Annotated in this window: 18 protein-coding genes and 1 pseudogene; 5 read left to right on the top strand and 14 right to left on the bottom strand. The window is 38.2% G+C overall.

Going from position 1 to position 22561, the window contains the following annotated elements; genetic code table 11:
- Positions 1-6 precede the first annotated feature (6 nt).
- From ACE1EF_RS07080 to ACE1EF_RS07070, 3 genes are all read right to left on the bottom strand, one after another.
- Positions 7-690 (bottom strand): transmembrane-type terpene cyclase, encoded by a 684-nt coding sequence (locus tag ACE1EF_RS07080; RefSeq protein WP_375719934.1) that lies wholly within the window; start codon positions 688-690, stop codon positions 7-9.
- Between the two features lie 25 nt (positions 691-715).
- On the bottom strand, positions 716-2470 hold the full coding sequence (locus tag ACE1EF_RS07075; RefSeq protein WP_375719933.1) for a hydroxysqualene dehydroxylase: 1755 nt from the start codon (positions 2468-2470) through the stop codon (positions 716-718).
- A gap of 447 nt (positions 2471-2917) precedes the next feature.
- On the bottom strand, positions 2918-4267 hold the full coding sequence (locus ACE1EF_RS07070; protein ID WP_375719932.1) for an MFS transporter: 1350 nt from the start codon (positions 4265-4267) through the stop codon (positions 2918-2920).
- A gap of 243 nt (positions 4268-4510) precedes the next feature.
- Between ACE1EF_RS07070 and ACE1EF_RS07065 the strand changes: the two genes are divergently transcribed.
- Positions 4511-4987 (top strand): MarR family winged helix-turn-helix transcriptional regulator, encoded by a 477-nt coding sequence (locus tag ACE1EF_RS07065; protein ID WP_375719931.1) that lies wholly within the window; start codon positions 4511-4513, stop codon positions 4985-4987.
- Positions 4971-6329 (top strand): MATE family efflux transporter, encoded by a 1359-nt coding sequence (locus ACE1EF_RS07060; protein WP_375719930.1) that lies wholly within the window; start codon positions 4971-4973, stop codon positions 6327-6329. The genes ACE1EF_RS07065 and ACE1EF_RS07060 overlap by 17 nt, the downstream gene beginning before the upstream one ends.
- A 3-nt stretch (positions 6330-6332) precedes the next feature.
- On the opposite strand, the gene ACE1EF_RS07055 is transcribed toward ACE1EF_RS07060, so the two are convergent.
- The 3 genes from ACE1EF_RS07055 to ACE1EF_RS07045 form a co-directional block, all read right to left on the bottom strand.
- Positions 6333-6947: a hypothetical protein gene (locus tag ACE1EF_RS07055; RefSeq protein ID WP_375719929.1), complete on the bottom strand. Its 615-nt coding sequence runs from the start codon at positions 6945-6947 to the stop codon at positions 6333-6335.
- 10 nt (positions 6948-6957) lie between these two features.
- Positions 6958-7446 (bottom strand): RNA polymerase sigma factor, encoded by a 489-nt coding sequence (locus ACE1EF_RS07050; RefSeq protein ID WP_375719928.1) that lies wholly within the window; start codon positions 7444-7446, stop codon positions 6958-6960.
- 172 nt (positions 7447-7618) lie between these two features.
- A complete protein-coding gene (locus tag ACE1EF_RS07045; RefSeq protein WP_375719927.1) occupies positions 7619-8980 on the bottom strand; it encodes an NAD(P)/FAD-dependent oxidoreductase in 1362 nt (453 codons plus the stop codon).
- A 466-nt stretch (positions 8981-9446) separates the two neighbouring features.
- On the opposite strand from ACE1EF_RS07045, the gene ACE1EF_RS07040 reads away from it, so the two are divergent.
- From ACE1EF_RS07040 to ACE1EF_RS07030, 3 genes are all read left to right on the top strand, one after another.
- Positions 9447-9737 (top strand): encapsulin-associated ferritin-like protein, encoded by a 291-nt coding sequence (locus ACE1EF_RS07040; protein WP_375719926.1) that lies wholly within the window; start codon positions 9447-9449, stop codon positions 9735-9737.
- Between the two features lie 11 nt (positions 9738-9748).
- Positions 9749-10558 carry a family 1 encapsulin nanocompartment shell protein gene (locus ACE1EF_RS07035; RefSeq protein ID WP_375719925.1) on the top strand — a complete coding sequence of 270 codons (810 nt, stop codon included), beginning with the start codon at positions 9749-9751 and terminating at the stop codon, positions 10556-10558.
- A gap of 167 nt (positions 10559-10725) precedes the next feature.
- Positions 10726-11322, top strand: a complete 597-nt coding sequence (locus ACE1EF_RS07030; protein ID WP_375719924.1) for a superoxide dismutase family protein — start codon at positions 10726-10728, stop codon at positions 11320-11322.
- Positions 11323-11362: 40 nt separating this feature from the next.
- Here the strand turns inward: ACE1EF_RS07030 and ACE1EF_RS07025 are convergent, their stop codons facing one another.
- The 8 genes and pseudogenes from ACE1EF_RS07025 to ACE1EF_RS06990 form a co-directional block, all read right to left on the bottom strand.
- The gene (locus ACE1EF_RS07025) at positions 11363-13216 is read right to left on the bottom strand and encodes an alpha-2-macroglobulin family protein (protein ID WP_375720133.1); all 1854 of its coding nucleotides are present in this window, start codon (positions 13214-13216) and stop codon (positions 11363-11365) included.
- A gap of 150 nt (positions 13217-13366) precedes the next feature.
- A pseudogene (locus ACE1EF_RS07020) lies at positions 13367-14272 on the bottom strand (carboxypeptidase-like regulatory domain-containing protein); the annotation flags it as partial.
- 3148 nt (positions 14273-17420) lie between these two features.
- Positions 17421-18101 (bottom strand): hypothetical protein, encoded by a 681-nt coding sequence (locus tag ACE1EF_RS07015; RefSeq protein WP_375719923.1) that lies wholly within the window; start codon positions 18099-18101, stop codon positions 17421-17423.
- A gap of 70 nt (positions 18102-18171) precedes the next feature.
- Entirely contained in the window at positions 18172-18756 is a 585-nt protein-coding gene (locus ACE1EF_RS07010; protein ID WP_375719922.1) for a hypothetical protein, read from the bottom strand.
- Between the two features lie 47 nt (positions 18757-18803).
- Positions 18804-19673, bottom strand: a complete 870-nt coding sequence (locus tag ACE1EF_RS07005; RefSeq protein WP_375719921.1) for a hypothetical protein — start codon at positions 19671-19673, stop codon at positions 18804-18806.
- Positions 19670-20389, bottom strand: coding sequence for a hypothetical protein (locus tag ACE1EF_RS07000; RefSeq protein ID WP_375719920.1), 720 nt, complete (start codon positions 20387-20389; stop codon positions 19670-19672). The genes ACE1EF_RS07005 and ACE1EF_RS07000 overlap by 4 nt, the downstream gene beginning before the upstream one ends.
- Before the next feature lie 29 nt (positions 20390-20418).
- Positions 20419-20865, bottom strand: coding sequence for a hypothetical protein (locus ACE1EF_RS06995; RefSeq protein WP_375719919.1), 447 nt, complete (start codon positions 20863-20865; stop codon positions 20419-20421).
- A gap of 165 nt (positions 20866-21030) precedes the next feature.
- Positions 21031-22290, bottom strand: coding sequence for a T9SS type A sorting domain-containing protein (locus ACE1EF_RS06990; RefSeq protein WP_375719918.1), 1260 nt, complete (start codon positions 22288-22290; stop codon positions 21031-21033).
- Between the last annotated feature and the right edge of the window lie 271 nt (positions 22291-22561).

Raw genomic sequence — 22561 nt, 5'->3', positions numbered from 1 at the left:
TGTTTATCAGATCACTGCTTCGTTTTCGTTTGCTGTATTCAGGTTTACACGTTTCATAATCAGATATATGTATGTTGCATCCAGAACTGTTGTAACGGCACACATGCTTAATAAAAATCCATCGCTGTACCTTAAAAAGCAGAAGGCCGAAATAAGCAGGGTCCCAACCCCTTTAAACCACGCTGCCCAGACGTTAAACGGTTGGGTGCGAGACAGGCGAAGCAGCAATGGAATATACATGGCACTCATCATTACATTAAGTATATAGCCTGAATAAGCTCCATTGTGACTGATAGGGTGATCGTAGTTTTTAATGTAGAAAAACAGGATCAGAAACCAGGATGCAATTCCTGATGCAATGATCAGGACTGCTCTTTTGCGTAAGGCTGGGAGCTCAATTTGTTTGAATCCATACCTGAACAGGTTAAATACAATAAAACAATCCAGAAAGAACCAGATGCGGTAGCCCCAGACATACAACAGGCCCATATTCGTCATGAAAACAAAGCTCCAGAGAAACTCCCATGCAAAATTTGCCGTAACAGCGATCAGAGGAATCTCAATGAATCCACTTTTTTTGATGACTTTCAGTACAACGATATATGTAAAAACCCATAGCAAACATCCCAGTGCGAAAAGGATGTGTTGCAAAACGGTGTAATCTTCAAGATTTATAATCGGCTGTGCCATGATTTCTAATTTTAATTTTCACCAGCTATTTTTTGCTGAACAGATTTTTGAAAAACATAATGATCTTTTCCATGAGCTTTGCCCAGAACGGTAAATGAAACTGGTAGGGCAGTCCCTGGTTATATCTTTTTTGATCCCTGTTCCTGAGGTGAGATAAAATATCCGGTTCATGCAGGTTCCAGACCTTACACAGTTCAGCTGTTGAATCTGTGGCTTCCAAAATGGCATTTACGGCCCGGCGTGCAGCTTCATTGGCTCCTTCCATCGTTGCCAGGTCTGTGAATGTTCGTACATAATCTGATGCCAGGAAGAAGTTCGGAATGCGGGTGTAGGCCTCGGGTCGTAAATCCCACGAATTGATGGTATTCACCAACAATGGTTCTTTGTTGGTGTCATCCTTGTGATGTTCAACTGTGATATCGTGATCAATGTACCAATGCAGAATCTGATCGTCCTTCAGCACCTCTTTCCCATCTACGTTCAGACTTTGCTTCAGTTGAGCCCACACATCTTTCATAATTTCTGTATAGGTACAATCTCTGGCCGGTTTTTTCCCTTTTTTTGTCTTTCCGGTTTTCGGATCTGTGATATCGAACTCTAAAATTCCGTCTGTTTCCCAATCCGAGATGTCAATGGACAAAATCGTTTTCACCTTTCCGTCATACCGGTCTGTCATGTCAAAATCATTCCAGAACTGTAGCTGCGATATGGATGTGATTGCCCATGGCGAATCGGAGTAAATACAGTGACCATGTACAATGTCAATCTCTTCCGATAGATAAAACTGCATCCCGTTCATCCAGGCGACACTCGGTGCCAGCTTCTGAACGCCCTCAAGTGTTGGATCAGCCTTAAGCATCTCAGGCGATAAAAGCCCCGATGCAACTTCAACAGGTGTGGCTAAAATATAGTAGTCGCCCGTCACCAGTTTTTTCTGCGGCACCCCTTTTTTATAGGTTTCCACCCAGGCACCACTGATCTTACCATCTTTCATATCCAGTGCAACAGCTGACCAGTTGAAATTATAGGTCACACCTTTCGATTTAAGGTAATCCAGCCATGGGTTGATCCATACATCGTTCGTTGGACCGTTTAAAACGCGGTCGGTATTTACTCCCGGATTGGACATGTTAAACAAGAGCTGCAGAAAAATATCGCCGCCCGTTTTGGTACTGGCTTTTTTGGCATTGGCAGCAACCAGTGTACGCGTTAAACCCTGAACCAGTAAGGCCTGATAGGTTTTCGAAAACCTGTCGGCTTCCAGAAAATCCCACCATCCCAGTTTTTCGTATTCATTCAGCCTGCGATCGTAACACGAGGTCATAAGCTGCCAGACTTTATGTGCAAAAAACGTTTTCTCTTCCGATGTTAGTCCGGTATTGGCATGCATGCTGTGAATCAGCGCTTTCAGGTCGGATAAAGATCTCGGGAAGTTTACCGTTGCCATTATGGGAGCCTTGCCCGATCTTAACAGGCCAACGCGGGTTACATCAGAAAGATTATCATATACACCGGCACTGTTGTTTTTAAACGGAATCCGTTTCATGGTATCGGTGACGTGCTTATAAAACCCAGGAAAGAACCTGAATCCATGTTCTCCCGGCAGATAAAGCTCAGGATTGGGTTTGTTGGTTCCCGGAACATTTATACTTCTGGCTTTTCCTCCCGGATATATGCGATGTTTTTCATACACTTCAACTTCGAACCCCCTTTCGATCAGTTCGTGTGCGGCGCTCATACCAGCTACACCACCACCTAAAACAATGACTTTTTCGGACATAGAATATGAATTAGTTAACCGTAAATGGAATGGGTTTAAATCATCCTTATGTAAGTATCCAAATCGTATAAAATGCAGCTTTACTAAACTGCAAATTCAGAAGCAGCTGAATTGCAATGCAACCCGGATAAGCTTAACTTTTCCGGTTCCTGATTAATCAGAAAAATAAAGGGATTAATTAATATAAGTGCACTGAACCCAAGGGACATAATCATCAAATAACATTGAATGATACGATGCATTATGCGAATAGAGTGGTCGTATTTGAGCCGGAGAATTTTAATGTATGAGGTAAAACCTGTGATTCAACAATTAGTATGAGAGTACATTGAAACACTTATATCTAATAACACTATGATGCATAGAGTTGTTTAACAAGTATGTAAATATGTAAATTTTAAATAAAAAGTATTAACGTTACCATTATCAGCCTTTATTGTTTCGGATTCAGTTTCCATTATTTATTTCTGCATTTTCAAGCTTCTGAACCTGAAGTTTGTGTTTTTCAAAGTTGATAAATTTCATCATAAAGAGCATAAAAATGATGAAAACAAGGTAAGCCAGGATAACATATTGCCATTCAAACTGATTTCGTAGTTGACCCATCAGCCAGGCGCCGCAGGTAAGGCCAAGATTTGAGACGGCCATATAAAGAGTGAACTGTGTTGCTGATATGCGCTTCCAGCAAAGATGCATGGCAATGGCAAAAACTGTAATGGTCAAAAAGGCATCGAGTGTATAAAAGGCAATAAAAAATCCGGTCACAAAACTTCTTTCTTTCCACCATGAATGTCCAAATGACATAAGTAAGATTATGGCTGTTATACTAAGAATATAAATGACAGACATCCGTATTTTGCCAAAGAAATCAATGAGTGCACCCCCTACAAACATTCCCAGAATGCCTGATATAAGTGTTGCGAAAGCGAAAGTCTGGGAATACATGGTGTCAGTCCAGCCAAGTTCCTGCACGGTAAAAACAGGTAGTATGGCATCAATCAATCCCCTTCCTGTGGAAAAGCAGAATGCAGCCATACCCATGAAAAGGCTCACGGGTAAAAAGAATACCCCGAAGAGGCTTTTAAAAATCTTTTTCCAGCTGTGCAACTGAATATTTAAAGATTCCGGTGCACTTTCACCTTTACTCCATGGTAACAGCTTCTCTCCCGGCCGTTCTTTTAAGCACAATGGAATCAGCATAATTAGAATAACTACAGCAGCAAATAAAACCATCGTACCTGTGTAGCCGAAATGGTTGAAAAGCAGACTGGTTGTAGCAACCGTTGCAGAAGATCCAAGAATTTTGGAACCCCACATTAAGCCATTTGCTCTTGCCTGTTGCTTCGCCGGCAAAATGTCTATTGCCAGTCCGTCCACGGCGATGTCCTGAAAGATGCTGAACAAACTGCTTAAAAAACCCATGATCATTAAAGGATTCAGATTTGTTAATGGATCGCTGACCAAAGACATTCCCAGAAAACTTAGGGCCAATCCAAACTGGCCAAAAAGCAGCCATGGTTTTCTGCGGCCCATTGGTAAAAATGTAAAACGATCCATAAGCGGTGCTGCAATTATTTTAAAACTCCAGGGCAGTCCTATAACGGCTATAAAACTTCCGATTTCGAGCGCACTTTTACCATTCATAGCCAGCCAGGCCGGCAAGGCAAACCAAAGAAGGCCATTAGGAATTCCCTGGGCAAAATATAATGATGCAAATGATAAATACCGGAGAACAGCACTCTCTGATAATGCCGGAATTCGAATACTTTTCTGTTTTGAAACGGGAAATGTCAGCATATGATCAAATTTATTATGGTGATAATAGTAAACCTTGATCAGTTCGGAGAGAATGCAAAATTCCGGAGAGAAAGAGAATAAAATGCAGGTTAACAGATTAGTTATGTAACAATATGTAGACAGTTAAGTTTAAGTATATGCATTTCAATTTACTGCAGGATTTGTTTTCAGCACATAAACAAATGCTGTTGTTTTTATGTTTTTAAATTAGTTTGAATTCAAACTAAAATGTAATTTTGCAGCATGATTGGATCAAAACAAGAGCAGAACAGAAAATCAATAGGTAAAAACATCGGGTTTTTATCCCGATCGGCTCACCGTTACCTGAAGCATCGATTCCGGGATTATTCCATCGGGCATGCCCAGGTGTTAACACTTCATTTTATCAGCAGGAACGACGGGTTAAGCCAATATGAACTTGGACATTATTTTAACCTTGATAAATCATCTGTTACCTCACAACTGAATATCCTGGAAAAAAACGGATACATTATCCGTAAACCGGATGAGAATGATTCACGGGGACGAAATATTTTTATCACAGAAAAAACCAAAGCCTTGCTTCCTGAACTGTATGAGCGGTTTTCGGAATGGAGTAAACTATTACTTGAAGGGTTCACCGAAGAGGAGACAGAGATGGTTTTTACCCTGATTGGGAAGTTGATTCTTAATGCAGAAAAGGCGATGGAGGAGTTAAGCAGAAATGAAGAAACGAAGTAAAAACCTTACTGAAGGTAATATAAAAAAGCAGCTATATACCCTAACCTGGCCCATGCTGTTTGGCATGATGGGCATGGTTATATTTAATCTCGTGGATACCTATTTTGTGGGGAAACTCGGCGTAAAACAATTGGCTGCCATGAGTTTCAGCTTTCCCATTGTGATGTTTATCAACAGTCTGTCGCAGGGAATAGGAATAGGCACAAGTTCTCTGGTATCCAGAAATTTTATCACTGAGAGCCGGGAGAATGTAAAGCTGATGGCAAGCCGTTCCATATTGCTGGGTGTAATTGTAGTCGCAATTTTCGTGACTGTAGGATTGAACACCATGCGGCCTGTTTTCAGATCACTGGGAGCTGGTGAGGATATTCTGGGGTATGTTATAGATTACATGGGAGTGTGGTATTTTGGAGTTCCGTTTGTGGTGATACCGATGATTGGAAACAACATCGTAAGAGCTACAGGTGACACATTTTTACCCGGCATGCTGATGCTCACATCGGCAGTTGCCAATGTTATTCTGGATCCGATTCTGATTTTTGGCTGGGGGCCGGTTCCGGCTTTGGGTATTAAGGGTGCTGCCCTGGCAACGGTAATAGGAAGGAGTATTGGACTGATATTTATTTTATTTGTTCTGATCCGCAGAGAAAAACTCCTGACGCTTAAATTCGGAAAGATCAGAGAAATACTGAAAACCTGGCGAAACGTATTGTACATAGCTGGACCGGCTGCAATCGGCATGCTGATAACCCCTATATCCATTGGCTTCATCACCAAGATTATTGCCGGGTTTGGCAAAGAAGCTGTAGCTGCATTTGGCGTGGCATCACGCGTTGAAATGTTTGCGCTGATGGTCATCGTTTCCCTGGGATCGGTACTGATTATTTTTATCGGACAGAATGTGAGCAAACACAAGTTTGCCCGGATTTTTCAGTCACTCACTTATTCCATGAAATTTTCCATGTCATGGGGAATTCTGGTATTTGTGATTTTCGTCTTTCTGGGTAAATATATTGCAGGTGTTTTCACTAATGACACCCTGGTAATTGAGGTTACGCGCAAATATTTTTATATTGTTGGTGCAAGCTATGGATTTCAGGGATTGCTGATGTTGAGTGCATCCAGTTTTAACGGGATCAACAAACCATATCCATCAGCCATCTTCTCAGTAGTCCGGATGGTTGTGTTGTACGTACCGCTGGCCTGGCTGGGATCGAAAATACTGGGCATAACCGGTGTTTTCTGGGCAGGTTTTCTTGCGAATGTTTTAGTCGGCGTATTATCCTTCCGTTATCTGAAAAATACCGTTCGAAAACTTGAATTATCGGTAGAACAGGTTTAGATTCTATTCTGCTTCATAGCTTCTGATTTCTTTAAGAAGTTCGGCCGCTTTATGAATTTTTTCATCGTATACTTTTCGGTTGATCCAGGCACCCACAAGGTAACCAACTGTAAGAATTATGACGATTTCAATGCCAAACATCACTAAATTCCTGTACAGATCAATTCCTGCCAATTCAATAAATACAACCGGCATTAATGCGATGGTAAAAAAAGGTAAGAGCGCCAGTTCTGTTTTACGGGCTCTGAGAATGAACGAATTTAATATGGTTAATTCTTTTTGAAGCGAAATAATATCAGAGTTGTAAAAGTTGATTCCGGCAAGCATCCGGTATCTTCTTACAGAGAAAAAAAGATACACTGTTGACAAAGTAACAGCAACGAAGCCTGTGATGCTGAATTGGGGCGATTTAAACTGATTTAGAGAAAGAATCGTAATTAAAACGATTGTGCCTATCATGATGACAAGGCTGATTATCTCAGTAATCAGAGGCTTTCTTATATTCTTTCCAGATTTTTCCAGGTTCAGTTGCAAAAACAGCTCACGATTGAACCGAAGCACTTTATCCAGTTTTTTCTCCTGATCGTTCCATTTTAGTTTTAAATCTTCCAGATCCATACTTAGCTGATTAAAGATTTTTTAATTGAGTTTTTAATTTATGCCTGATTCTGTTCAGTTTTGTTCCCACATTGGATTCGGAAATTCCCATAATTTCAGCTATATCATTGTAGGAAAGATCATCCAGATACAGAAGTATAAGTGCCTTGTCAAATTCAGTTAACCTGCTTATAAAAGTGTAAAGCAATTCATACTGATCATCTTTTGGTGTATTATTTTCGGCAACTTCTGATATCACTGTTTTATCAAGATAGATGAGATTTTTATTTATACGGTAGTCGGTTCTGTAAAATGATATGGCGGTATTAAGAGCTACTTTGTAAAACCAGGTTGAAATTTTTACCCGACCGTCAAATTTAGGATATGAATTCCATAACTGTATAAGAATTTCCTGCTCCAGATCCTGTCTTTTGCCGGGATCCGGGCAATATGAGTGACAAATTTTATAGATCAGATTCCTGTTGCTGTCTATCAGGTTAATAAATTCTTCCTTCTTCACGTGTTGTATTTGGCTTTATTTTATTATTCGCGAAATGATGCTTAAAATCACACCCCGATGAAAAAAATGTAAAAGTATGGGCTGGAGAGGAGTTAAAAAATAAAATCCCGTTAAATATCTGAAACAAAAAAAGGGAAGACAGGCTTCCCTTTTTCATCATTATTGTAACATGTTATCTTTCAAGCATTTCCTCTATCATCTCCTTACTTACTGTGTCGTTTTTCTTTGATGAGGGTCGTAGGATCAGACGGATACCTCTGTCGTAGGTGATATAGTTCCATGACCAGTTGGCAAAAACGACAGCCTTACTTCTGAAACCAATAAGAAATAACAGGTGTACAACCATCCATATCATCCAGCCTACCATACCGCTTAGCTTAATGTTTCCCGGTAAATCGGCAACGGCCTTATTCCGTCCTACCGTGGCCAATACGCCTTTATTAAGGTATTTAAAGGTTTTCATTTTCTTTCCCCTGGCTATATTGTTCAGATTTTTTGCCAGTTGAGTTCCCTGCTGAATGGCTGGTTGAGCTAATCCCGGAAGACCTCCGGGGTATTTTTTATGGTGCATAAATGCGATGTCACCGATAGCAAAAATGCAGTCATAAGTCTCTTTTTCTTCAAAGTTCCTGAACACATGATTGGTATCATCAACGTGAATTTTTCCTTTGCTGACACTGTTTTCTCCAAATCCTTTTATCAGGTTTCCGCGAACACCGGCTGCCCAGATAAGGGTTTCAGATTCAATTTCCTGTCCGTTATCAAGATGCACTACTTTGCCATCGTATGATGTTGTTCTGCATTTCAGGATAATCTGTACACCCATTTTTTCAAGATACTTTCGCGCTGTATTGCCCGATTTACCGGACATTGCAGGAATTACACGATCTTCACCTTCAATAAGGAAAATACGCATACTGTTCATGTCCAGCTGGGGATAATCTTTGGGCAGTACATTATTTTTGAGTTCAGCCAAAGCTCCGCATACCTCAACACCGGTTGGTCCGGCACCAACGACCACGAAGGTCATCAAGCGTTCTTTTTCCTTGGCATCTGTAAGAAATTCTGATTTTTCGAACTGTTGAAAGATGTGACTTCGTAAATCAAGTGCATGCGTTACCTGTTTTACAGGGAAGCCATGTTCTGCGATACTTTTGTTCCCGAAATAATTTATTCTGGCGCCTGTAGCCACTACCAGGTAATCATAGTGCAACTGGCCGGCGGAAGTTTGCAAAGTCTTATTTTCAGGATCAATGCGGTTCACTTTCAGCATTCTGAAATATGTATTCTTGTGGTGTTTGGTTACCTTACGCAAGGGCCCTGCAATAGAATCAGGTTCAAGTCCTGCGGTGGCTACCTGGTAAAGCAACGGCTGAAATGTGTGATAGTTATATCGGTCCAGTAAAACAACCTGGTACTTTGTGTTATCAAGATGCTTAACCATACGGATTCCCCCAAAGCCACCACCTATAATAACAACTCTCGGCAGATCTGATTCAGGTATATTTACGGAAAGCAGATGTTGATCTGACATTTTAAAAAATTTAATTGGTTTAAAAATAATCCTTGAGTACTTGTTCAATCTTCAGTGGGGAGGAAGTTGAAACTATGATTAAGAGTTTTTTTGTTTATGTTACAAATACCATACTATGTTTTTCCCTTTTTAGTTCACTCACAAAACAACAGTTATTTGGATAGGTTCATTTTAGAGGCGATAATTAGTGAAATTTTTATTTAATTAAGTTTTAAATCAGCCTCGGAATGCTGGAATAAATACTCAACTGTGGAGTTTTTACACGCTGCAATACTTTAAAATCCACATTATTTATTGATGAAAATCAGTTTACTGACCTATTCCTCCCTGATACACGGCTACAGATCCCTTTTCCGTAATATGGTACAGCACTTGTTGTCTAGTGATAGGAAAAACCAGAGAATGCAATGATACCTACGGCAGGCCCATTGTAAATATTTGAAGATAACTATTAAAACAATTCAATATGCAGAACTATCATGAACCACCCTCCGAATTATCAATACAAACACGTGATTTTACCAGAGCTTTAACGACACTTAAAGAGGAGGTTGAAGCTATCGATTGGTATGAACAACGAGTTGATGCTGCCGAGGATCAGCATTTGAAAAAAATATTGAGACACAACCAGCTTGAGGAAATGGAACATGCCTGTATGACGCTGGAATGGCTTAGAAGAAATATGAAAGGTTGGGATAAGCAGATGAGACAATATTTGTTTACAGAAAAAGATATTGTAAAAATTGAAGATGAGTAAAGGAGGATAAAATGAATATTTTAAAGAAATCGTTAGCCCCAATTACAGACAAAGGTTGGGAAGAAATCACAGATAAAACCAGTCAATACCTGGATTCATACCTCACGGCCCGCAAGTTTATTGATATAGACGGACCGAATGGAATGGAGCAGGGCGGAGTATCAACAGGACACCTGATCACACCGGATAACCAGTCAGATAAAGGAGTGAATTACGGTGTACGAGAAATATTGCCTTTTGTGGAAATCCGAAAGCCGTTTGAACTGGATCTTTGGGAACTTGACAACCTGGAAAGAGGGGCCAGAGATATTAATCTGGAGCCGCTTGAAGAAGCAGTAAAGGAAATTGCACTCTTTGAAGAAAATGCGGTCTATGAGGGTTTTGAACCGGCACAAATTAAAGGACTGCATCAGGTGGCTGAATACAAGCCGGTAACACTTCCTAAAACGACAAATGCCTTTTTAAAGGAAATAGGAAACCAGATTATACGGTTTGAACGAAATGGTGTGTCTGGACCATATACCCTGATAATGGCTGCAAAAGAATGGATTGATCTGGTGCAGATAGCAGAAGGATATCCCATACTGAAACAGTTAAAGGAAATTATTGGAGGTAAAGTCATTATTAATCAGTCCAACAATAATTCATACCTGGTAACAGAAAGGGGTGGTGATTATGAACTTGTTCTGGGACAGGATATTTCGGTGGGGTATGACTCGCATAATACAAAAAGTGTTAAACTTTATCTTACAGCATCATTTACTTTCAGGGTTCTCAGTCCGGAAGCGATTATTGTTCTGTCAGCTGATAAAAAGGCCTAGATTAAAAAATGAGTTTTTCAACAAAACTTTTAATGCCGTAAGTTCTAACATTATTTCTTGTTAATTAAACCAACTTATTACGGGAATACATGTTAAACCAGACATAATTGCAGAACGCTGATTTACGCCGTAAAAACGAATTACAATCGATTTAAAATACAGATATCATGAAACGCAAAAACAATTTAATTACTGGATTAGTATTGGCAACATTCTTTTTTGTTGCACAGAGTTGTAATCTGTTTGCAGGAAAGAATAAATCGGATGAATCTCTTGATAACCTTCAAACAGCGATGGAGATGAAGTCAGAAAATATAACTAAAGCTGTTTGTGTCCTTGCTCCTACCGAGGGGAATGATGTAAAAGGTACGGTTACATTTACAAAAACTGCATCCGGAATTAAGATCGTTGCAGATGTTGAAGGTCTTACTCCGGGTAAGCATGGATTTCACGTTCATGAATATGGAGACATAACAGGTAAAGATGGAAAAACCACAGGTGGTCACTTTAATCCTGACGGGATGAAACATGGTGCACCTGGTGATAAAGAACGACATGTTGGCGATCTGGGTAACCTTGTTGCAGGTCCCGACGGTAAAGCGCATTACGAAAGGGTAGATCATGTGGTCAGTTTTAGTGGTGATCATTCCATTATCGGCCGAGCAATTATCGTTCACGCAGGAGAAGATGATCTGAAATCACAGCCAACCGGTGCTGCCGGAGCACGTGTAGCCGAAGGCGTGATAGGTATAGCAAAAGAGTAAATTAAGATATCATCCGGAAAGTGTTCTCCGGATGATATTTCTATTTTATCGTAACCTTCTTAATTGCTTCATTGGCATTGAAAGTTGGGAAATACATTAGTTCAGCTTTTGCAGGATTAAGGGTGTATTTCCCGTTATATCTTGGAATAAGTTTTACTTCAAAATCATAATCCCCTTTATTCATTCTTTGACAAAATACAGCTACCTCATTTTTATAATATTCTCTGTGGGTTTCTAACCAACTATTTTTATATTTTTCTGCATATGAACATCCTGCCGGAACAGGAATATTAATCATAACATATTCGGCAGATTTCTTTACCTTAACATGAACGTTCAGTACTATTTCTTCGCCTGCTTTTAAGGTATTTGATCCGTTACTGAATGCAGACGTAACGACAAAATCATCTGCTTTATATTTTGGTTCGGGATTCCAGTAACGTTGATATGTAGTGACATAAACCGGAAAATCACCGGTTTTTGAGAATACAAGATTTTGTCCCGGATCAAACTCCATTTCAAACGGGAATTCACTTACCAATTTTTTAATATCACCCTCTATAAACAGTTTTGATTTGTACAATTGGTTATGTCCTCCTTTCAGATCCGGTAATATTGTCGCAATAATGTTAGCTGATTCAAATGTATTTCTCCAATAACACTTTTTGCGCTGCTCGAAAAAGTAATTTCTGATTTTTTGTAGTTCCAAGTTATGCGGAATAGTATCAGCCCGCAGTATTTTATAAGCAAGAATGGTGTTCTGAATGTCGTTATCTACCAGAGAGAGCCTTTTGTTTTCATCCGAAAAGTAAGTGTTCCCAAACAAAGTTGTCTTTTTATACTGGTTCAGGGTGTCAATATTGCAAGACACACCTGTGAGTTGTTTCAGGTAAATCAATTGCAGCAATTGATTAAAGTTTTTTGTTCCTGTGGAATCCAGCTTATGAATGAAATCTACAAAGTCAACTCTTATATTATAGTGCTTCAGAATCATCAGGTATTTAATTCTGGTATTAACATTTTTAGTATTCAGAATATGCCAGATCGCATTTTCGGCGATTTTGTTTTTATCTACAAATGTTTTAAAGCCATAGTCTTCTGCCATAGAAAGTGTTTCCAATACGTAAAGACTTATCCATTCATTTTCTTCAGAGTTCTTCCACCATCCCCAAAGACCATCTTTTATCTGATTCTTTTTTAAGAGCCTGAGCAACTTGTTTATTTCGTGATCCTGTCTAAACTTTTCTCCTTTATAATCAGCAATTTGTTTTTGAGCCAATAAGACTTTCAGTTTGGATGTGATCTGTTCGTTACAGAAATATTTGTAATGCAATACGTGGTCAATCTCATCTTCCAGAACATCAAGCATATCAGCACGGGCATACATTTTTACTTTGCCCATTGCACGATCAGAAGTTATGCTAACGTCAGAATCAGTGTCCAGAACAAAAAACTCACCATTTGTTTCTTCAAGTCCGACAGGAAATACCGGTATTTCCCGCCTTTCACCATCAAAATACCCATCACCCTTTTTCAATGAATACGTTACTGCAAGGGAATCTTTAGGTGCCACAAGCATTAAGGTGTCGAGAATGGAGTTGACACATATTGAGTTATTGCTAAATGAAGAGGAATCATTAACCTTAAATTCAGTTTTAATACTTATTGAATCAGGGGTGTAGTTCAATGATTTACCAATGATAAAGGAAGTATCATTTTGTACGAGAAACCGGGGAACAGCAAGTTTGGCCATTAGTGGTTTATATGATTTAATCAGATCCTGATCCTGACCGGTTTGTTTTTCGTCATTCATGGCAAGGACAAAAGTTTGCCAGCTGGTTATGTCATCAGGAAAGGTAACTTCAAATTCTGCTTTTCCGTTTTCATCGCTAATAAGTTGCGGTTGCCAGTACGCATAATCCGAGAAGTTTGATCTTATGGAACTGGCTTCAGATGCAGCTTCCATAAAAGCTTCATCATAGTCTGCTCCTTTATTTGCAGGGCTGCTGGCTGGGTTAAATTTCCCCGGAACGGTTTGGATAATGACAACGCCATTTGCTCCTCTGGCACCATAAATTGCTGTTTGCGCCGGATCTTTCAGAATATTAATGCTTTGTATAAAGTTTGGATCAAGCTCTGAAATATCACCATTATATACCTTACCGTCAATAATATAAAGTGGTGTTTTATCGAATGTGACTGTTGATTGTCCGCGGACTTTTATATCGATTCCTCCTCCGGGTCGACCTGTAGGAACAATATCCAGTCCAGCCAGGCGCCCTTGAAGGGCACCGGAGATTTCACTTTGTACACTGGGTGTGGAACTTATGAGACTTTCAGTGCTTACAACAGAAGTAGCGGTTGCCAAGCTTAAAGATCTGCTTTGATTCTGTGTACCATATGCAACCACAACAACTTCATCAAGAGCTAAGTTACTTTCTTTAAGTGTGATAAGTTTATAATCATCAAAAAGCAGAGGGACTTCTTTTGGTTCAAAACCAATAAAGGACACAATTAACGCATCGCATTCCGGAGGTATTGTTATGGTAAAATTACCGTCAAAGTCTGTGATTGTTGCGTACTTTGTTCCTTTGGCAATTACATTAACACCAGGTATTGATTCCTTATCTGAATCTGAAATTACCTTGCCTGTAATTGTTAAGCCCGGGCCCTCGTAAGGTTGATACGAGTTAAACTTGTTTCCGATAGATTTGAGCTCTTCCTGCTGTTCTTCTGCTTTAGTTGTATTGGAGAATAATGTTTTTTCAATTAACCGGGAAAAATATTCACTGGAGGAATCTTTGTAAATTTTCTTTGGATATTTAAATGCATAATAGTTTGTACCGTTCTTTTTTATATAAATGTTATCTTCGATATGATATCCAGAACCCGGATAAAAGAAAACCAGTTTATAACTGCCTTCTGAAAGGTTAAAAAACCTTCGGCTCATACCGGGATATACCCTTACAAAATATGGGTCGTTGTACTTCAGGATTAAAATATTCAAAGGCAACCGGTCCATTTTATTCGTCGGATTGTCAATGCCAATTAAAAGTGTTCCATAACCGGAGACTGTAATTCGAGGGTTTGCATATCTTACATGGCTGTATCTTTGTTTGTCAATTTCCGTCTGTCTTATTTCTTTAATGTCATATTCCGTTAAAACAGAGTCTGTTAAACTGAAGTTGTATGGGGACTTATACAAATGAGTTGGGTAATTCTTTTTGTCGAATGTTCTCATTTTCAGAATTTGTGGTGCAAATTCATACTCCATGAAAGGTTCGTGCCTGAATGAAAGGCTGTAGCCATCCAGATCCTGAAACCGTACATCTCCTGCTACCGGTCCTGCTAACAAGCCTTGTCTTCCCCTGTTATACTTTGGTTTCAAATACTGTACTTTCCCATTGCTGTATAAATACGCATATTTTTTACCTGCCGGATACCTGTAAGGGAAGATATATTTGTACAGGTTCTTTTGCTCTACCTTACTGAGTTGTTTTTTTACTTGGGTTATCTTCACTCTTTTACTTATCAGGTTTTCATCGATGCTAAAGATCAGCTTTTTACAAGGTTTTATGTAAACAGAATCAAGGGTTATCAACTTTTCACTTGTTCGTAGCATAATTTTATGAAAACCCGGATTGATCCTGAATGAGTAGGGTTGAGTGAAATCGGACCACCTGAAATATATGGGAATTTTGTCCACATATATTACATGAATTGGTTGGTTAATACCATCTTTAAAAACAAATGGTGCAAACTGGGTGACTATTTTATCCAGCCGGTAGTAATAGGTAAACATATTTTCTCCCGGATATAAGAACTGATAATATGGTATGGAATCTATTCCTGCCAAAAGTTTCCATGTTTCATAATCCAGATGAATGCTTCGGTTATTTGACGTTGTAGCGGGATTAATGAAAAAGGTATTAATGACATTTTTATTTTTTTTGTACTTGCCTAAATATGGTAATGTTGGTGGTGAATATTTAAATTTACCAGTCATGGCATAGGCTGTGAGATCAATACCTTCCACAGGATTTCCATCAATGTCCGTCACGGCAATTTGAATTGTTGTCTTCTGTCCCGGATAGGCTAGTTTCGGCTGGTTGACAGTGATATTTAACTTCTTGTCAAGTAAAGGAATTTTATAATTTTCTTCCTTAATTTTACCGCCCCATAAATAACGTAGCGATACAAAGTAATTTTGCTTGTTTTTTACAGCTTTATTAATGACCAAAGAATCGGAATAGCCAGCATACTTTTCGTTGTTTCGTTTATAAATATTATAAGTGAAAGGAATGTTTCTTGGATTGTCAACAACAATATGTATTGAGTCTCCTGTGCGTTCTGAGAAGCAACGTATCAGGGAAGGTTCTTGCGAGGTAATGAAAGTTCTGAATATACTGTCAGTACTAATTTTATAACCGTAAAAATAAGGTTCAAATTCAACTTTCGCAGGTGTAATACCTTCATAAAGAAATGTTTCATTTCCAAAATTGTCAACTGCTTCAATACAAATACTATCATTGTAATCCTTTCCGTTTTTGCTCATCGAGAACAGAATAGAGTCATTTAAGATCTTCATATTAAAATCTGTTCGGTTGTGCCAGTAGTCTATTTTGAGTTGCTCTGTAGCTAATTCATTATCCGATGTAAATAGTTGGGCCAGTATTGTATAGCTGAAATCTGCTTTAGGAAATTCAAAGCTCGTGATATTAATTTCAGTTTCACCATAAGGCTCCAGGTCCTTTTCAATTTGCATTAAAGTATCCGGAAAATATACATGAGCGCTGTGATATTTTTTTACTGTACTGGGAAGCAGCAGTAGTTTGACTCTAGCGTCCTGCAAATTCAGGTCGTTCTCATCTGTTCCTTTTAAAAGTACTTTCATACTATCGCCCAAAAAATGCTCACTTGTTTCCGTTTCAAGATTTAATGTTATGGACTTTAGTTCATAGTCTTCATATTGAAAGGATTCACCTATTAATGAGTTGTTTTTGTTCTTTTGCAAGTAAACCCAGTAATAACTGTCAAGTTTAAGTTCAAGCGAATCATGGAGATAAAATTCGTAGGCATATCCACCATTATTATATGGTTCAATATCTGTAAGTTTAATGTTTTTTCCACTTTTATTAAGGTAAACACCTAAAGTACCTTTATATGGTTTTTCCTTTCTGTTAAGAAGATATGCTTTAAACTTTACTGTATCACCGGGCATATATTTAGGCTTATTAAATACCATATAGCCACTCGTTTTTGTTTTATTCCCAAAGTAATCGCAATGCCAGTCATCGAAAATACAGGCAATCTTGTGATATGTTTTTTCAAAGAAATGTGTCGTTCTCCAAATGGTCCCATATGTTCTTCTACGGACGATTGATTTGACACCATCAATTGGTAAATGGATAACGAAATTAACAGGTATCCAAACATATTTAAGTGGAGTTCTAAATGCAACATTCCTGTACCCCCGCTTTATGCATGAGTTGTTGTACCGTCGTGACAGGTTGTAATAAACTGTGTTACCTTTCCAGGTAACTTTTAGTAGTCCCTTCTGATTAGATTTTTTATCGATATAACTTTGAGTTTTACGGTTAAATCTAATTTTTTTCAAGCTGACACTTATATCTGCATCTGGAATTATATTACCTTTTAGGTCATAAACCTGAAGGCATAAATCCGTATTGTTGTTTAAAATAAATACATCAAAGTCCTGAATTGTAGTAATAGAGATTCTTTGCTGACTTCCGCTGGAGAATGTTTTCAGATAATGTCCAGGGGCAAGATTTCCTGAATAACTACTGTCTGTTGGAAAAGAATCAATAAGTGTATGAAAATAAGTTGGTTCAACTTTCCAGTTATCCTTTTTGTAAATGGTATGTGCTTCCTTTTCAGTAAGTTTATATATATAAGTATAAGCACTTGTTATTCTGCTTTGAATCAAATCCTGACCAAAAAAGCTAAAGCCGTTTACTAAGAATAATAATACAAACAGGTATTGGAAGACAGATTTTTGGGATAACATCGAAGTAATTTTTTATTGATAACAACAAGGTAGTAAAAAATTACTTCATAATATTCAGAAGCACAAAAATTTACAGCTTATACTTCACATTCCAGATCAGCATAGGGAACCAGTAACTATTCACATCTTTATGTCCCATGCCTGGAATAAAGTTGCTGTAGCCATATAAGTCTTTGTAGTTTCCGGTTGGCAGCGATACCTGGAAGTCAATACTTGAAACTAAGAATTTTAAAAATTTAAATTCATATCCGGCCGAAACACTTAAGCCACTCATCAAAACTCCATGTGAATAAGGAACAGGATACGGGTGGAAATCGAGTTTCGGATCTGTAAATAAGGCTTTTTCATAAACAAAAGAGTTATTCAGAAAAAGTCCTAAATGGACATAGTTAGTTTTTTCGTATGTCTTTCTAAAGTTATAAAAAGCACCGATTTTAAGATAGCCTCCGTTTTGTTTGCTTAAGTCAAATCCTTCATTAACTCCTTTTGTATGAGGAGTAAGGATATATCCAACCACATCATAAGGATTGGTTTTACTGTAATTCAACGTGTAACCAATATCGGCCATACCGGTTATCCATGGTTTATATTCTTTGGAGTAATTACCGTTTATAGTTAATGACGTATATTGTAGCAGGTTCATACCAACATACTGACTACCGGTTTTAGCTGCAATTTTGTTATTGCTGCTTTGAGCTTTAGCGGCCACAATAAAGACCAGCGCAACAAGTATAATCGTAACTTTTTTCATCGAAAAGCATTTAAAATTACTACAAAAATAGTTTTTCATTTGATTAATTTTAGGCAATGATACATATAATTTAAGGTTTATTTTGCCGTGTGATCCATCTTTTGTATCCCACAGTTAGTCTGAAGTTAATGTTACCATACTCAAAAATACCGGTTTCCAATTGGCCAATTCCAGGATAATACTCAGCGCCTATTCCTACAATAATCTGTCTGACATAATTTAAGTAAAAGTCCCGGTTTATTTTAAAGCCTGCAAATGGTGTATGTTTATAATATTCTTTAAAACGATGATTTATAGACCAATCCTGCTCTTTATCTTCTAAAATACCTATGCAGACATCTGCATTGATCGTTTTATAAATATCAAAGTTTATACTTGCTTTATAAATATATCCGAATCTTCTCAACCCCCGGTAAACATCATAATTATTATCAATGAGTTCAAAATCCGAATATCTGTAACTGATTGTCAAAAAAACCCGTTTATAATATACTGATAATTCCGGTAATATATTGAAATCAGAAGTCAGCTGTTTCTGATTTGGTATGAACGAATAATTTGGTCCAACATCAAACCGAATTGCCCAGTTTGTTCGGTTTGGTGCTGGTTCATGGATTTCAGAATTCTGCGAATTCGCAACGGGTGCAAAAAACATCAGAAGAAATATCGGTATAACTCTAAAATAGCTAAACATTACAACTTTTATTCATGAAACCGGATACCAACTGTAAAATCTATCCGGCTGACACTTTCATATTCTCCAGCTTCAAACTGAACTTCGGTAATGGTGTTGCCGTCAGAAATATTTATATTGAATAAGTTACCTGCATAAAACGAAAGCTGAAAACCTAACGCAACATTATTGCTCAGATCAATATCATATCCGATTTCCAGCAGGTAACCAATGGTATGGCCTTTAATACTGTAATTATCAATCATAATATAGTCGTCTAAATAACTTATGTATCCCAATGATAATGTTGAATAGAAGGCGTTATTCTGCAGTCTGTTATAAGTACGGCTGGTAAGCGTTGGCCCCCAGTAATTTATACGAATATTATCGCTCATTTCCCCATAGGTCCTGCTTCCATCCGGTCCTGTGACATAAATATCCGCTGAATTGGAGGTTTTAAACTGACTCAGCCTGAATCCAAAACCCACGGACTCTGATATAAAGTAGGTTATGTCTCCGCCTATGTTTGATCCGGATTTAAGCTTTTTCATATAAGGTAAAAAATCAGTGGGTACATTATCTGCAATCTTCGCAGTCTGATAGCTGTATCCGCCAAAAATCGCAATTCTCAAAGGGTCATAACTCCCTTTATTTGCATAACCTGACTCGCTCGTTTTTTCAACAGGATGAAAATTGTACTTTACATCAGCGACTTCTTTTCTGGCGATCAGAGTCTTTTTATTCTCCCCCTTCATATTGAAGGTAAAGTAGATAAAATCGGGTCTGACTTTGGTAATTTCACAATTCAGTGAATCACCATCTGTTGTAACTATTAAATCCTGAGAAAACAGGCTAAAGCTGCTAACCACAAGAAAAATGTATAAAAGAACGCTTCTCATTTTATACTTGCTTTTATGGAATTGAATTCGGTCCAGCCGGTTTGAATATCAACAAGTTCAAGTTTAGGCCTTCCGACCATAATACCGGATGTTAAACCACATTTTAAAAAATACGTCCGTCCGAATTCAATACTTATCGGGAGTTCGGTTTTTGTCTCTGTTCTGGCTGATAAGATTAGATTGCCTTCTTTTCTCACAATAACAGATTGACAAAAATTATTTGTTACGCTGCATAATAAGCTTTCATCGAGATAAAGATCGTAATCAACAGGAAAAGTTGAACTTCTGTACCTGTAAATATTAATTATCGCATAGTCACAGTTTATTTCGCTTTCCGGACTTATATCAGCTTTGAGCTGTTCAAGGTTATCTGTCCTTAAAATTCTGGCAGTTATTCTATGGCAGGTGGTTCCCATTTCACTGGGAGGAAGGTGTTTATCCAGTTTAAGTATATTGCCTCCTGCTTTTCTGGCTTCAATGATGGCCTCGTTCATAACAGTCTGGTAATCACAATTAGTAGTGAACCCTGAATCTCCGATTTTAACCGTTCCAATCTCAACTGCATCTTCCGGGACTGTATCCTTTAAACCTAATACGACCACGTCCTCATCATATTTTAATGGCGCATATTCTGATGAAATTTTTGTAGATACTGATGGACTGCAGGATACGATAACCAGCAGAAGCAGAAAAACTTCAGGCCTGTCTTTAAGCATTTATCAAGGTTTAGAAGAAGATTAATATTTTAATTGTCAAAAATATAAGTTTTCCACTTCGGGAATGATAAACCGATCAGACCTCCGCCAAGAGCGCCTCCCAAAGTGAACTTCAGGATACGTCTTCCATCTTCAAGACTATGAGGCTCAGATTTTTGATATGTGGATACAGCCCCAATGACAGTCAGTGCAAGTCCTCCCCAAAATGCTCCGGTGGTAAAATAATTACCTTCATGTACCCTGAGGTATTTAATATTTTTAAGTGCAAGGCTCTGATACGCCTGATCCTGCATTGAAAGAAAGTATAAACTATCTGTATTGATTTTAAGGTTCAGTGCGGTTAGACTATTAAAATCTGCAGTTGTAATTTTAGCCTCCCGGTAATAGGTTTTGGGAGGTAAATTTGTTGTTTTAAGTTGAGGAAAAACGGAAGTAACAACCAACGTTAAACAAAACAGTACAAGAATCTTTCTCATTTCGGTATCCGGTTAAAATTAAATCAATATGCCAATCCTGTTGCTATTTACCAGGTGACAATCCCTATTATATTCAGGCTCTTTTTTGCAGATTAAAAGTATATATTACATACTATTATTCCAACGGAAGTGCACAATATTGACAGTCTTCCGGTTTATTTATATTCAATTTATCTTAGTAAACTTACCCCAAAATGTCTTTTCATCTGTAAAAATCCTGTAGAAATAGAGCCCTGAAGGATAATTTTCAATGGATAAACTAAGATTGTATTTGCCCGGGATCTGGTATTCCTGATTCAGCTCTTCAACTACCTTACCTGTTTGATCCATAACAGTTAATCTGATATTTGATCCATTAACGAGGGTATAGGATATATTAATCTTTGAAGTAGCCGGATTGGGATAGCTTTTATTGTTTATCTGACTGCTTAGTCCGGATATGCCCGTTATGGCATTAGGTTGAAGAGCAGGATAGAGGTAAAAGTTTTTCCCGTCATTACAGGCTGCTATGATATAAGCTCCGTTTGAGTAGTTAAGAATTGGTCTGTCATATTTTATGGTTCCGTAGTTAACGTTGTTTTTATAAAGCGTCCCCTGTGCTAGCCAGTTATAATCTTCAATAACCTGGTTGTAAACGCCTTCACAGGCATCGTTATAAAACGAAGTACCTCCTATCCAGAAGCAGTTGACATTTTCAAACCTGTAACTGCCAGGACTCCCGGTTACAGAATTAGAATTGATAATCTGACGGCTTTGGACATAGATGCCGGTATTGCTGTTATGCCCTATGCTTGTATAATATTTTTCGTTGATGGCATAATTCAGTACTGAAGAGGCTACCGAACCGGTAGTTTCATTAACATAATCGCCAAAGGCAAATCCGTTTTCTACCTCCTCGTTGTTATTGCCTGTATTGGTAAGATTAACAGAGTACGATATTTCATCGAATGTTGTACTTCCGGTCATGGTTCGGGTCCAGTAAATTTTACCATCCTGTGGCCCGGTTTCGCTTTGAATCCTCAGGTTCAGGATGTCAGGGATCACCGACACAAAGTCCATGGCATGCGATCGTTTAAAATCATATTCATCTCCATCAACAAAACCGTCAATGGCGTTGAAAATAAAATGTATAACATCCCCGTTAGCAAAGTTCAGTACCATTTTATCATTTGGAGTCTCTGTATAGGACCAGTTATCGTAATTCGCGTTACTTTGAGTCAGTGTGCCGAAGGTTGTTTTATATCCTGTCATTTCGGATGCGTACCAAACGGCATCAACCGAAAGTGATATCAGCTCTTTAGACTGGTTTGTGATATCTTCTGAACCGGAAAAAAGCCGGTTTAAAATTTCGGCATCTGTCTGAGAATAGCAAATTATCGGAGCGAATGATAAAAAAAGAAGCAATGTGAGTAGAGGCGTTTTCATTGAAGCAAGTATTAAGATTTCCGAATGAAAAGGTATAAAATCAATTCCTGAAGTAGAGGAAGCAGAATAAGACTGAACAATTAGTGTTGTGAACGTTATCAAACGTATAAATTTAAGGAAAAATATTGTACGTAGCATTCTCAGAGTCAATGTTTAAAAACCCTTTTAAAGGACTTCGCAATAGTGTACCTTATTTTACGGTAAGGTTTACCGCATCAATTAAATGGAAGATCGGTAAACTAAAATAACAGTTACTGTTCAGAGGTCTGTC

Source organism: Quyinboa sediminis (assembly GCF_042219855.1).
In the GTDB taxonomy this organism is placed as follows: domain Bacteria; phylum Bacteroidota; class Bacteroidia; order Bacteroidales; family UBA5342; genus JBHJHP01.
This window is presented reverse-complemented; position numbering and strand designations above follow the sequence as displayed.

Coding starts and splice junctions, on each gene's coding strand:
- ACE1EF_RS07080 (WP_375719934.1), bottom strand. CDS start 690: ATGGCACAGCCGATTATAAATCTTGAAGATTACACCGTTTTGCAACAC.
- ACE1EF_RS07075 (WP_375719933.1), bottom strand. CDS start 2,470: ATGTCCGAAAAAGTCATTGTTTTAGGTGGTGGTGTAGCTGGTATGAGC.
- ACE1EF_RS07070 (WP_375719932.1), bottom strand. CDS start 4,267: ATGCTGACATTTCCCGTTTCAAAACAGAAAAGTATTCGAATTCCGGCA.
- ACE1EF_RS07065 (WP_375719931.1), top strand. CDS start 4,511: ATGATTGGATCAAAACAAGAGCAGAACAGAAAATCAATAGGTAAAAAC.
- ACE1EF_RS07060 (WP_375719930.1), top strand. CDS start 4,971: ATGAAGAAACGAAGTAAAAACCTTACTGAAGGTAATATAAAAAAGCAG.
- ACE1EF_RS07055 (WP_375719929.1), bottom strand. CDS start 6,947: ATGGATCTGGAAGATTTAAAACTAAAATGGAACGATCAGGAGAAAAAA.
- ACE1EF_RS07045 (WP_375719927.1), bottom strand. CDS start 8,980: ATGTCAGATCAACATCTGCTTTCCGTAAATATACCTGAATCAGATCTG.
- ACE1EF_RS07040 (WP_375719926.1), top strand. CDS start 9,447: ATGCAGAACTATCATGAACCACCCTCCGAATTATCAATACAAACACGT.
- ACE1EF_RS07035 (WP_375719925.1), top strand. CDS start 9,749: ATGAATATTTTAAAGAAATCGTTAGCCCCAATTACAGACAAAGGTTGG.
- ACE1EF_RS07030 (WP_375719924.1), top strand. CDS start 10,726: ATGAAACGCAAAAACAATTTAATTACTGGATTAGTATTGGCAACATTC.
- ACE1EF_RS07015 (WP_375719923.1), bottom strand. CDS start 18,101: ATGAAAAAAGTTACGATTATACTTGTTGCGCTGGTCTTTATTGTGGCC.
- ACE1EF_RS07010 (WP_375719922.1), bottom strand. CDS start 18,756: ATGTTTTTTGCACCCGTTGCGAATTCGCAGAATTCTGAAATCCATGAA.
- ACE1EF_RS07005 (WP_375719921.1), bottom strand. CDS start 19,673: ATGAGAAGCGTTCTTTTATACATTTTTCTTGTGGTTAGCAGCTTTAGC.
- ACE1EF_RS07000 (WP_375719920.1), bottom strand. CDS start 20,389: ATGCTTAAAGACAGGCCTGAAGTTTTTCTGCTTCTGCTGGTTATCGTA.
- ACE1EF_RS06995 (WP_375719919.1), bottom strand. CDS start 20,865: ATGAGAAAGATTCTTGTACTGTTTTGTTTAACGTTGGTTGTTACTTCC.
- ACE1EF_RS06990 (WP_375719918.1), bottom strand. CDS start 22,290: ATGAAAACGCCTCTACTCACATTGCTTCTTTTTTTATCATTCGCTCCG.